Raw genomic sequence first — 12873 nt, 5'->3', positions numbered from 1 at the left:
GGGCAGGGATGCCGGACCAATCACATTTCTTGCGCGGGCGATGTCCTGATCGATATCGCGGGCCTGATGGACCCATCAGGGGCCCATCGGGGGCCCATCAGGGGCCCATCAAAGGTCTTGCGGGGCCATCCGGGGCCCTCGGGGGCTGTCCCCGCGCCGGCTCAGCGCAGCAGGTCGATGCCGGGGTCCAGCGGCGCGACGAAACGGTAGCCGACGCGGTGATAGGTCCGGATGATCTCGCAGTGATCCGCCATGGCGCCTTGCAGCACCGCGCGGACACGGGCGATCGCCATCGTCAGCGCCGCGGGCTGCACGGCCTGGTCGCCCCAGACCGCGTCGAGCAGTTCGTCGGCGGAGACCACCCGGCCGCGGTGCTCGATCAGGTGGGCCAGCAGATCGAAGGGGCGGGGCTGCAGATAGCGGGGTTCGCCGCCGACGACGATCTCGCGGCACGCCGGCCGCACGACGCACGCGCCGAAACGCCAGCAGCTGTCCGAGAACTCGGTCGTCGCCCACGCATCGCGGCGCGCCAGGGGGTCGAGATCCCCATCGAGGCCGAGTTGGAGTTCGAGTTCAAGTTCGATGTCGACTTCGGCCAGGAGGCCGGGGATGACATGCGGTGGCGCGGCGATGAGCATCAGGCCCTCCTGTAGGTGCACTACGACAATGTAGGTGAAACTCTACAGGACGTTTGCGCAAACGGGCGTGACATCCTTCACGTTTGCGGCCCGGGTTGTCATGGATCCCCTACATCAGGGCGGCGGCACCGGAGGCGCCCCGGGAACGACGTTCAACTCGACCGTCGTCCCCTGGCCCGGCGCCGAGAGGACACGCAGGCTGCCGGCCAGCAGGCGCGCGCGCTCTTCCATCCCGAGCAGGCCATAACCGGCGGACCGGCTCGCCGGGGAGAAGCCGCGGCCGTCGTCGCGCACCGTCAGCGTCCATTGGGCGTCGTGACAGGCCAGCTTCACGACGACATGGGAGGCCTCGGCGTGCCGTCGCACGTTGTTGAGCGACTCCTGCACGATGCGGAACATCAGGGTGCCGGCCTCGGCGCTCAACTGGTTCGCCTCGGCGGGGATCGAGACCGCGCAGGGCAGGCCGGTGTCGCGGATGAACGTCGAGGCCAGCCAGCGCAGCGCCGCTTCCAGCCCGCCGTCGAGCGCCGGCGGGCGCAGTTGCGACACCACGCTGCGCACGGTGGCCACGAGCCTGTCGACGCGCTCGTGCAACAGGTCCAACTGGTCGGTGACGGGCGCCGTGCCGGTCGCGGCGGCCGCCTTCGCGGCCCGTGCCCGCATGACGGAGATCTCCAGGCGCAAGGCCGCCAATTGCTGGCCGAGCTCGTCGTGCAGTTCCCGGGAGACCCGCTTGCGTTCGTCCTCGAGCGCCAGCGCGTTGTACTCGCTCAGGCGATGCAGCGCGGCCTGGGACGCTTCCAGTTCGGCCGTCCTCGCCTCGATGGCCCGTTCGAGTTCGCGCCGTCGCGCGCGGGCGCGGCGCTGCGTCCAGACCGCCTGCAGCCAGTACAGGGCCGCGAGCGCGGCCGCATACCCCAGCCGCATGCCCGTGGTGTCCCACCAGGGCGGCGCCACCTCGACCGGCACGCTCAGCGACGGCCCCGGCGGCTCGAGCGGGACGCGGCCGCCGGCACGCATCTCCAGCACGTGCCGTCCGGTGTCCAGCGCGCCGACTTCGATCGACGCGCCTTCGGCGACGCGCCACGGGGTGTCGGCCGAGAGGCGGTACTCGACCCGCTGCGCACGCGCGAGCGAGAAGGCCGGCGTGCCCAGCGTGATGCGCAACTGGCGATCGCTCCAGGGCACGGGGTCGCGCGGAGCGGCATCGAAGCGCAGGGTGCCGAACTCCAGCAAGTCCGCGCGCAGCACGGCCGGCACGGGGGGCGGGCGCCGGTTCCCGTACACCCGGGTGAGCCCGGCACTCGTGCCGATCCAGGCGTCTCCGGCGGCGTCGAGCAGGAAGCTCCCGCTGTTGGTGTCGTTCCACACCAGTCCCGTGTCGCGGTCCATCATCTCCCGCCAGGCGCCCTGGCCGTCGAAGAGGAAGACGCCCCGGTCCGTCCCCAGCCAGAGCCCGTCGTCCGGTCCCCGTCCCAGCCACATCGGGGCGGTCTGGCCGAGCGAGGCCCTCGACACGCGCTGGCGCAGTCGTGCCTCGGATCCGGACAGCGCGTAGGCAGCGAGGCCTGCGTCGTCCGTCATCCACAGCACCCCGTCCGGGAGCAGCACCTGGGAGATGCCCTTGACGAGCGCGCCCTGCTCGTCGCGCAGCGGCACCCAACCGGTGCCTTCGGCGCGGAAGGCGTTCCAGCGCGCATTGACGAACCAGTCGACGGCCCCGTCGCTGAAGACCTCGATGGGCGGGCTGCCGCCCGGAACTCCTGTCGCGACCGGTTGTCTGCGCACGCCGGAGCCCGAAGGCACCAGCCGCTCGACGCGCTCGTCGCTGGCGACGTAGAGGGTCCCGGCGTGGCCCTGGAACAGCGCCAGCAGCGAGGGGTCGCTGAGGACCCGGCGCGCGGCCGTGCCGCCGGCCTTGACCGTCATCAACTGCCCGTTGTCCATCCACCAGAGATCGCCCGCCGCGTCGATCGCGGCGCCGGACGGCACGTCGTCGCCCGTCGCGAGCGTCGTCCGGATCGGCCGGAACCGGCGCGCGGCGGCATCGAACCAGGCCGGGCCCTGGCGGGTGAAGGCCCAGATGCGGCCACTGCCGTCCTGGAGCAGGTTGAACACGACGCTCGACGGAAGGCCGGAGGCGCGCGTCCAATGGTCGACTTCGCCATAGCCGATCCATCGATGGATGCCCTGGCCGGAGGCGCCCAGCCAGAGGGCGCCGCCGGCGTCGAAGAGCAGGACGCGCATCGCCGCGTCGGGCAGTCCGTCCTCGTGCGTCCATTCCTGCCACGCGGCGCCGTCCCAGCGCGCGAGGCCGCGGTCGGTGGCCGTGACGATCCGCCCCCGCGGGTCTTCGGCGATGGGGTTGGACGCCTCCCAGAGGCGGTTCGGCGGCGGCGCGGCGACGACCTCGAAGCGTTGCCCGCCCGGCGCCAGGCGAGCGAGATGCTGGCGACCGCGCGCCCACAGACTGCCGTCGCGGCCGACGAACAGCGTCGACCAGGACTCCGGCGGCAATCCCTGACCGGCCGACCACTGCGTGACCGTCGGCTGCCGCCGGTCCCAGGAGCACAGGCCCTCGCCGCAGCCGAACCACAGGCTGCCGCCGCGCAGCCGCAGCGGGCTGGAGTCCACATACGGCGTGCCGCGCGCCCGCACATGGGCGGCGACGGGCAACTCCTGGACCCGTATCGGGCCTGCCTGACGCTCGTCGACCGTGGCCGTCCAGTACCGGTGGTCGCGATCGAAGGCGACCAGCATGCCTTGCTCGTCCACGTCGAACTGCTGGTCCAGGACGACGTCGATCGTCTTGCCGTCGGGCCGCAGGACCTCGACCCAGCGCGGCGTGCCGCCGCCTTCGCCGTCGGCGGCGTCACCGGCCGGCTGGCGGACGAACAGCCCCCGGTCGGTGGTGAGCCACAGGCGGCCGCGAGGGTCGACGCGTCCGCCCCACACGATGGTGCCCACGGAGCCGGGCAGCGGCTCGGCGCGCACCCGGAAGCCATCGAAGCGGAACAGCCCGTTCTCCGTGCAGATCCACAGGATCGAACGCTGATCCCGTGTCAGGCAGGTGGGCGTGAGATTCAGCAGCCCCTCGCGCTCCTGGTAGGAGGCGAGCACGATGTGCTCGGCAGCCCGTCCGGGCAGCGGCGCCAGGGCCAGCAGCGCGAGGAGCGCCAGCAGCGACAGGCGCCAGACTTGCGACAGTCGCGCCAGTCGTGCAAGTGTGAGTCGTGTAGCCCCCGCCCCGAGGGAGCGGCGGACGCGCCGTCCGTCAGTCCACGATGCCATGGCGCACGGCATAGCGCACGAGGTCGCTCAGCGAGGCCTGGCCCAGCTTGTCCATCAGGCGCGTCTTGTACGTGCTCACGGTGTTCGGCGCCACGCTCAGGTCGGCGGCGGTGTCGACCAGCGATTTGCCGCGCACCAGCGCGACGAGCACCTGCCGCTCCCGCGGCGAGAGCGAGTCGAGGCGTTCCGGCGTCCTGGGTTGCGGCCGGATCAACGCGGCGCTGAGCGAGGGATCCACGTAGGAGCGGCCGGCCGCGACCTGGTGCATCGCGTCGATCAGCAGCTCGGTGGAGATGTCCTTCGTCAGGTAGCCGCTCGCGCCGGCTTCCAGCGCGCGCCGGGCGATGTGGGGGTCGGCGTGCATCGTCAGGACCAGCACCGGCAGGTCGGGATGCGCCCGGTGGACGCGCTCGATCAGGTCGACGTCGTTGCAGCCGGGCATCAGCAGGTCGAGCAGCAGCAGGTCGATGCCGCCCTGCGCCAGGCGCTCCAGCACCTGGGTGGCCGAGGCGGCCTCGCCGGCCAGCGCGATGCCGTCGTCGAGTTCCAGGACCTTGCGCAGGCCTTCGCGCACCAGCGCGTGATCGTCCGCGATCAGGACGCGGATCCTGTCGCCGGCGCTCATCGCGCCCGCCGGTGGCCGGTGACGGGACGGGGAGCGGGGGGCACGCGGCGGGCGTGGCAGGGATGTGTGAGGGACATGGTCAGTGCAGGAACTTGCCTCCGGGACCGATCATTGTCATCTCAACGCGGTGACTGCCGCTGTGATCGGCGGCCGAGTAGGAAATCCTGGGGCCGCCGGCGTCCCAGCCCTGCATCGATTCCAGCGCGGCGATCAGCCTGGCGCGGGTGGGATCGCGGCCGGCGCGCCGCAGGCCTTCGGTGAAGACCTTGGCCGCCAGGTAGCCCTCCATCGAGCCGAAGCTGCGATGCGGCACGCCGGCGCGCTGCATCGCCTGGTTGTACTCGCGCTGCAGCGGCGTGCCCTCGCTCCAGGGGAAGGGCACGACCTCGGAGACCCACACGCCGCTGCCTTCGCCGCCGAGCTCGTCGGCCAGCGACTTGCCGCCAACGTAGGAGGTCGCGACGAACTGGCCGGCGTAGCCCAGCTTCTTCATCGCCTTCACGAGGGCCGCGCTGGAGGTGTACGAGGCGATCAGGATCACCGCCTGCGGTCTGGCCGCGAGCAGGGCGCGGGCGGCGTCGGCGACGTCCGTGGCGTCGCGCTCGACCGTGGCCAGGGCCGCGACCTTGAAGCCGCGCTTGTCCTGCGCCTTCGTCACGGCCTCCAGGCCGGCCTTGCCGTAGGCATCGTTCTGGTGGAACACGGCGATCTGGCGCAGGCTGCTGACCGCCAGCTGCTCGACGATGTAGTCGGCCTCCTCGTGGTAGCCGGCGCGGATGTGGAACACCAGCCGGTTGAGCGGCGTGCGCAGCGCGTCGGCGCCGGTGGACGGCGCGAACAGCGGCACGCCCTCCGCCACGGCCACCGGCACCGCGGCCAGCGTGGTCCCGGTGCCGACGGTGCCGAACAGCGCGAAGACGCCGTCCTGCTCGATCAGTTCCTTGGCGAACTTCGCGGTCTCCGCGGGGACGTAGCGGTCGTCGCGGGTGCGCAGCTCGACACGGTGGCCGTTGACGCCGCCGCGCTCGTTGAGCGCCTGGAAGTAGGTGCGGGCGCCGAGGTTGAACTCCTCGGCCAGCTTGACCGAGGGGCCGCTGAACGGCGCGACCTGACCGAGCAGGAGGGTGCCGGTGACCGGCGGGTCGGCCGCGAAGGCGGGCACGAGGGTGATCGCGGCCAGGAGCCCGCAGAGTGCGCGAAGCGATTGCATGGCGTTCTTCCGGTTGAGCGGGGGCAGGTCACACCATGAGGGCGCGTTCGATGTCGGTCAGCTTGTAGCGGGCCAGGGCGAGGTTGCTCTTGTTCTTGTCCAGCACCAGGTAGAGGAACAGCCCGGCGTTGCTGGTCACGAGGCGGATCAGATGGTATTGGTCGGTCAGCGTGATCAGGATGTCCTCGATGCCCTTGCGCAGGCCCAGCGCCTCCATCGTCTGCAGCTTGGCGCGCACGACCTGCGTGTTGCCGGCCGCGGCCAGGTCCAGGTTCATGGCGGTGCCGGCCTGGGCCAGGCACATGCCGCTGCGGAAGTCCACGAGGGCGGCCGCGAGGGCGCCGTCGATCGTCATGGCCGTGCTCATCGACTGCTTGAGATTGGTGCTCATCGGTGTTCTCAGGTTCTCGGCGGGGGGTGAAGGGGTCAGGCCTTGCGTGCCGGACCATGGGGGGAGTTCTTCGATCAGGACGAACCACAGCGTCTCCGGGCTGCTGTCGGGCAGACGATGGAGGCTCGCCACGGGATCGTCCGGCGCGACCAGGGATTGCATCGCCAGCTCTTCGACGATGGCGCTGGGCATGACGAGCACGCGGATGCGCGGCACCCCCGCGGCGACGGCCTGCCGGAAGATCGCCCTGGCCGCCTGGACCGAGCCGGGGCCGAGCAGCAGGATGAGCAGGACGGGGCTGTCGTCCAGGGTCAGGTGCTCGCCGTGCGGCGGGGGCCGCCACCAGTCCAGGACCGGGGCGCCGGGATCCGCGCTCAGGGCGATGGACCGACGCGGCCCGGTGGTCGACGGCGACGTCCGGACCTGACCGATCGCCTGCTCGCCCAGCCGCGTCGTCAGGTCGACGACGCACACCCCGGATCTACTCATCGTTCATCTCTGTCTGCCTTGAACCAGATTCTTTCGGACCTCCCGGTCGCTGTCGTCACTGATTCATCACCCGGATCGAACCGACGACCCGGGGGCATTGGAGGGTGAGACTTTTCGCACGTCCTCCGTCGTCGAGCCAGCGTGGCCGACGTCGGTGGATGATCAGCCCGCGGCGCCCAGCTTGAACGCTCCGACGACCTCGGTGAGGCGCCGCGCCTGCTGACTCAGGCTGTCCGCTGCCGCGGCCGATTCCTCGACCAGCGCGGCGTTCTGCTGGGTCACCTGGTCGAGCACGTTGACGGCCTTGCTCACCTCGCCGATCCCCAGGCTCTGCTGGCCCGTCGCCGTGTCGATCTCGGCGATCAACAGGGCCACCTCCCGGATCTGGCGCACGATCTCGTCCATGGTGCTTCCCGCGCCTTCGACGAGTCGCGATCCGGTCTCGACCCGCCCGACGTTCTCGCCGATCAGGACGCGGATCTCCTTGGCGGCCGTTCCCGCCCGCTGGGCCAGGGTGCGGACCTCGCTGGCGACCACCGCGAAACCCCGTCCCTGCTCGCCCGCGCGCGCCGCCTCCACCGCCGCGTTCAGCGCCAGGATGTTGGTCTGGAACGCGATGCCGTCGATGACGCCGGTGATGTCGGCGATCTTGCGGGCGCTCGCGCTGATGTCGCCCATCGTCGCGACGATCTCGGTCATGGTGGCGCCGCCCCGGCTGGCCACGATGCTGGCGGACTCGGCCAGGGTCGTCGCGCTGCGCGCGGAGTCGGCGCTGCGTTGCGCGGTCGCCGCCACTTCCTCCATGGCCGAGGCCGTCTGCTCGAGGCTGGACGCCTGCTCCTCCGTGCGCTGCGACAGGTCGGCGCTGCCGGTCGCGATCTGATGCGAGCCCGTGGCGATCGAGTCGCTGCTCAGCCGCACCTGCCCGACGATGCCGATGAGGCTCTCGTTCATCGACTTGAGTGCCGCCAGCAACTGAGCGGTCTCGTCGCGGCCGCGCACCTCGATGGACGCGGAGAGGTCACCGGCGGCCACGGTCTCGGCGACACGGACCGCGTCGGCGATCGGCCGCGTGATCGAGCGCGTCAGCAGATACGCGATCACCACCGCCAGCAGCACGGCGATCACCGACAGCAGCGCCATCAGCGTCCTGGCGCTGCGGGCCAGCGCCGTGGTCTGAGCGCCGAACTCCTCCATGCTGTCCGCCTGCGACTTCGAGAAGGCCTCGACCGCCGTCAGATAGACGTTCTGCAGCGGCAGGATGTCCGACACGAGTCGTTGGCGACCCTCGTCGATCTTTCCCGCCTTCACCAGATCGATCAGCTGGAGTTCCTTTTCCTTGAACCTGGCGCGGCTCTCGACCAGTTGATCGAGGGCCGCCTTGCCACGCTCGCTGTGCACCGTCGCGGTCAGTTGTTCGACCGCGCGCGCGACGACGGGCAGCGAGGTCTCCAGCTTGGCAATCTCCCGCTCGGCCATCGCGTGATCGGACACGATGAGCGCCGTCCGCATCGCGCGGAGCTGGTTGTTCACCTCGTTCTCGACCGTCTGGGCCAGTTTCACCTTGACGAAGCGGTCATGGAGGATGGTCTCGGCGTTGTGGTCGATGGCGCTGATCTTGGTGACGCCGATCACGGCCAGGATGACAAGCAGCGCGATCACGGCCGCAAAGCCCACGGTCAGGCGGACGCCGATCTTCAGGTTGGAGATAGCAGTCACGATGAACTCCCTCTGGTGCCATGTGTGGACAGGATGATCGCCTCGAATGGGCCGTCGCGCGACGCGAAGATTGAGGGATCCGTCTCTTGGAGGGAACAAGGGCGCAGGTCCACCGTCGTTGCGGCGACGATGACCCGATGGGTCGACCGCGCCCGGCTGTCGTTGGGGACGCTCGGCGACCTGGTCCCGGCAAGGGTCGCCGTCATGCGATGACAGGTCGCCACCAGACAACCAGGACTCCGACGCGTCCTAGTCCCGATCCGGATCGGCGGCCTTCAACAGCCTCAGGTCGTACACCCCGCCCGCAATCGAGCCGGGCGAGGCGACGAGCCTGACCCGCAGCGATCCGTCCGCCGGCCGGGGCCAGTCGACCGGCAGCGCGAAGTCGCGGGTGTAGATCTCCTCGCCGGGTGGCAGGGCGGACGAACGCAGCGTCAGCTCGGCCAGCTCACGATCATTGACGTGGAGGGAAAAGCGCCGGCCGTCGTCGAGCGCGGAGAACGCGAGCCGCAAGACCTGACCCTCCCGCTTCGGATCGCTGAGGCGATAACTGAACCACGCGGTCGCGTGGCGCCAGCGGCGGCCCTTGTGGAGGCCGGTGTCGACGCCTTCGCCCGCGAAGCCGTGATCGCTCTCGGGCTGCTGCTCGCCGGGGGCGACGGTGTCGACGGTGCGGGCTTGCAGCGCGAGGCGCTCGCGCTCGTCCCGGGCGAGCCGGTCGCGGCGGCTTCTGGCCTCGACCGGCGTGCTGTACGGCCAGTACACGACATACCGCGTGTCGTGCAGGCGGAAGAAGGGCTCCAGCACCAGGTTCTTCACCGGGGCGCCGTCCGGCCCTTGTGGCAGGGATCCGGCGCTGAAGGTCAGCGGGCGTCCGGGCACCGGCGCGAGCCGATCGCCGAAGTCCGGCGCGGCACTCACGAAGAGCGGCGCCTGTGACAGCGGCACGACCGCGCCCTGCGCGATGTGGTCCATGCGGGCCTCGCCCGCGCGGAAGACGAGCCGCTCGCCCGCGATCGAGCGCGTGCGGGCCGCGAGGACGATCGGTCCGCGCAGCACCGCGACGTAGTCCGTGCGCGTGGGCATCGGCTCGAGCGTCGTGCGCATCGGCAGGCGCAGATCGACGACGTCGCCGGCGCGCCAGTCCCGCGTGATCGTGAGGTATCCGCCCGGGCGCGCGTCGTCGGCGGACAGCGCGATCGGCCGGCCGTTGACCTTCACGCGCAGCGCGCCCGACGCGACCCAGCCGGGATGGCGGATCTTCAATGCGAAACGCCGCGATGCGGGCACCTCGGCCGCGCCGGTGGTGCGCGCCTCGGCATCGCCGCCAACGACACCGCCAACGACACCGCCAGCGACGCCGTCGGCGGCAACGACGGCGTCGATGCGCAGGCGCGTCGCCCCCTCGTCGGGGAATCGGGTGTGCTGGCTCAGGCGCAGGCCCTGTTCGCGCCAGTCCAGCGAGGAGGAAACGAAGAGATTGACGAACAGCGCCGGAACGTCGCCCGTGTCCTCCACGCGCGAGTAGACGAACTGACCATGCCGCGCATGGCTCTCCAGGCCCGACCCGACGCAGCACCACATGCCCAGGTGGACCTGCGAATAGACCCGGTAGTGGTTCGGCCGCATCGGCGTGAAGTACACGAAGCCGCCCGACGGATGCTGCGACGCCAGGATGTGATTGAACAGCGCGCGCTCGTAGTAGTCCGCGTAACGTGACCGCTCGCGATCGTCGGCGGCATGCGCATGCAGCAGCTCGGTCAGCTTGAGCATGTTGTAGGTGTTGCAGGTCTCGGGACCTTCCACCTCGTCGAGCATGGGCTGGAAGTCCTCCAGCGCGTGGAAATGCTCCTTCACGCTGTTGCCGCCGGTCGCGACGCTGCGACGCTCGCGCACCGTGTGCCAGAAGAATCGCGCGGGGTCGATCCAGTCGCCGTCCGCCGCGGCATCGCCGCCTGCGCGCGGGCCGCCCGGCATCGTGGCCCGCAGCTCGGCGATCCGTGCAAAGCCGATGACCTTGGGAATCTGCGTGTTGGCATGCAGGCCCGTCAGCGCGTCGCGCCGCTCACGCAGCGGATCGAGGACCGCCCGGTGCGAGAAGCGTTCGGCCAGGCGCAGGAAGCGGGCGTCGCCGGTCATCGCGGCCACGTCGGCCAGGATCTCGTTCATGCCGCCGTGCTCGGCGCGCATCATGTCCTGCAGCTGCGCATCGCTCAGCGGCTCGAGCAGCGTCAGCGCCCAGGCGCCGAAGTCGATCAGCATCACGCGCGCCAGCGCTTCCCCGGTCAGGACCCACGCATCGCGCAGCCCGGCGAAGGTCTTGTGCAGGTTGTACCAGGGCACCCAGCGCCCATTGACGGAGAAGCTGTCGACCTTCAGCTCGCCGCGCGCGATCTCGCGCCAGGCGAGCTTGCCGTCGGGGATCCCGCCGAGGTAGCCGTCGCCGTGGGCGAGCTGGCAGTGCCGCAGGGCGGCCAGCACCTGCCGCAGGCGGGCGCGCACCGCGTCGTCGCCCGTGCCGGCGGCCATCATCGCCAGGGCCGACACGTAGTGCCCGCCCATGTGGCCGTCCAACCCGCTGCTCTCCCAGTTGCCGTAGGACGGCTTGGGCAGCGGCAGGCCGGCCTCGCGGCGGAACGGCGCGAGCAGCCGGTCCGGATCGAGCGCCATCAGGTAGCGCAGGTCGGTGCGTTGCGCGTCGAGGCAGGGCCCGTCGAGCAGACGCACCCGGGACAACGGAAAGCGGGAGACCACGGTGGCGCCAGCCCGGGCAGGATCCGCGGGCCACGGGTCGGCGGGCGCGGCGGCGGACTCGCCCGCCAACAGCGCGCCGAAGGCCGGCCCGCAGACCGTCCCGACCGAGGCGGCCGCGGTGCCGCACAGGCACCGTCGGAGGAAGTCGCGGCGCATCAGCCGGGCCCTGTCAGTCGCCCGTGCGCGCGGCCCACAGCGACACGCCGCCGCTCGACTGCGCCGTGAAGGTCACGACGAAGGCGCCCGCCTTGGCGTTCCATTGCCGGGACAGGACGCCGGCGAAGGTGCCGCCCGCCGTGCCGCTGCCGTTCAACACCACCGATACGCGGTTGTTGCCCTGGTGCGTCCAGGTCCCCGTCGCGCCGCCGCTGACCGTGCCGTCGCCCGCGAGCCGGATCGCGACCGACGTCTTCGACGTGGCCGTGATGTCCAACCCGTGATTGATCAGCTGGTAGCCGCCGACAGCGTCCGCGGCGCTCACCGCGGCCGCCACCGCCGGCACCGCCAGCGACAGCGGCGCGTAGCGGAACGGCGCGGCGACGAGCCAGTCGTCGGCGTTCAGGAACATCTCGTGGACGCGGACCTGGTGCAGCTCGCCGGTGCCGGGGAAGCGCGTGTGGAAGATCAGGAAGAACTGGCCCGTGGCCGGGTCGAGGTAGGCCGAGTTGTGCCCCGGCGAGACATAACCGGGTGCCGTCCCCGTCTCGCCGCTCGCCAGCGCCCATTGATGGCCGCCCATCAGCTTCTGGCCGTGCGGCGTGATGCTCGCGTCGTCGAACAGCGTGCCGGCGGCGCCCTTGACGGTGGCCATGTCGGTGCCGCGGCCGTCGACGTACGGGCCGTCCGGAAGGCGCGAGCGGGACACGCGGAGGTTGTAGCCGCCGTTGGCGTCGAGCCCGCCGAAGCTGCAGAACAGGTAGTAGTACTGCGACGCCGGGCTGTAGAGCACGTAGGCGCCCTCGATGCGCGCGTGGTTGCCGCCCATCAGGTGCTTGCCGTAGCCCTGGCCCGCGAGCGGCAGGCCGCTCGTCCTGTCGAGCTCGAGGATGAAGAGCCCGCCCGAGTACGAGCCGTAGACCATCCACAGCCGCCCGGCGGCGTCCTTGAAGACCTGCGGATCGACGACGTTCGGATGCACCGTCGCGTCGTAGATCGTGCCGTCCTCGCTGGGCAGGCCCCATTGACCGGACTTCAGCAGGATCTGCTGGTTCACGTAGGGGCCCTGGACCGCGTCGGCGATCGCCACGCCCAGCGCCGAGCGCGGCGAGTCGCCCTTGCAGGCGCAGTAGTACATCCGGTACTTGCCGTCGTCGAGCCGCGCGACATCCGGCGCCCACAGGTCGGTGACCTGCGCCCATGCGAAGGTGTCTGCCAGCGCGGTCGTGACCTGGTTGAACAGCGGGTTGGCGTTGTTCACGCCGTCGGCCACGCTCGTCCAGTTCATGAGGTCCGAGGTCTTCGCCGCGCCGAGGTGCGAGCCGAAGATGTAGAAGCTGCCGTCGGCGCGGATCACCGACGGGTCGTGCACCGAGACCTCCGTGAAGGTCACCGGCGTCTGCGTGGGGGCCGGCGGTGCGGGCGGTGGCGGTGGCGGTGGCGGAGGAGGAGGGGGCGGCGGAGGAACCGCAGGGCCCGGTGCCGGGGCGGCGGGACTCGCATCCGCGCCGGTCGAGCCGCCCCCGCCGCAGCCCGTGAGGACGAGGGCCGCCGCGCCGCCCTGCGCGAGCAGGGTGCGTCGGGTGAGGTCGCTCATGGA

General features: G+C 71.1%; 8 protein-coding genes. All 8 read right to left on the bottom strand.

The annotated features are described in order from the left end of the window. Positions 1–161: 161 nt before the first annotated feature. The 8 genes from AC07PR_RS01985 to AC07PR_RS01950 all read right to left on the bottom strand — a co-directional run bounded on the left by AC07PR_RS01985 (position 162) and on the right by AC07PR_RS01950 (position 12870). Positions 162–638 (bottom strand): winged helix-turn-helix domain-containing protein, encoded by a 477-nt coding sequence (locus tag AC07PR_RS01985; RefSeq protein WP_495134208.1) that lies wholly within the window; start codon positions 636–638, stop codon positions 162–164. Between the two features lie 114 nt (positions 639–752). Continuing rightward, a complete protein-coding gene (locus tag AC07PR_RS01980) occupies positions 753–3929 on the bottom strand; it encodes a sensor histidine kinase (protein ID WP_495134207.1) in 3177 nt (1058 codons plus the stop codon). Further along, entirely contained in the window at positions 3913–4554 is a 642-nt protein-coding gene (locus AC07PR_RS01975; protein WP_495134206.1) for a response regulator, read from the bottom strand. Before AC07PR_RS01975 ends, AC07PR_RS01980 begins: the two co-directional genes overlap by 17 nt. A 79-nt stretch (positions 4555–4633) precedes the next feature. Beyond that, complete coding sequence (locus AC07PR_RS01970) at positions 4634–5764, bottom strand: ABC transporter substrate-binding protein (RefSeq protein ID WP_495134205.1); 1131 nt, start codon at positions 5762–5764, stop codon at positions 4634–4636. A gap of 28 nt (positions 5765–5792) precedes the next feature. Further along, entirely contained in the window at positions 5793–6155 is a 363-nt protein-coding gene (locus tag AC07PR_RS01965) for a hypothetical protein (RefSeq protein WP_377155021.1), read from the bottom strand. Between the two features lie 651 nt (positions 6156–6806). After that, complete coding sequence (locus AC07PR_RS01960) at positions 6807–8363, bottom strand: methyl-accepting chemotaxis protein (protein ID WP_495134204.1); 1557 nt, start codon at positions 8361–8363, stop codon at positions 6807–6809. A 249-nt stretch (positions 8364–8612) separates the two neighbouring features. After that, positions 8613–11273 carry a beta-L-arabinofuranosidase domain-containing protein gene (locus tag AC07PR_RS01955; protein WP_495134203.1) on the bottom strand — a complete coding sequence of 887 codons (2661 nt, stop codon included), beginning with the start codon at positions 11271–11273 and terminating at the stop codon, positions 8613–8615. A 13-nt stretch (positions 11274–11286) separates the two neighbouring features. Next, a complete protein-coding gene (locus AC07PR_RS01950) occupies positions 11287–12870 on the bottom strand; it encodes a glycoside hydrolase family 43 protein (protein ID WP_495134202.1) in 1584 nt (527 codons plus the stop codon). Positions 12871–12873 lie beyond the last annotated feature (3 nt).

It is taken from the genome of Roseateles sp. GW821-FHT09H11 (genome assembly GCF_059415845.1).
This window is presented reverse-complemented; position numbering and strand designations above follow the sequence as displayed.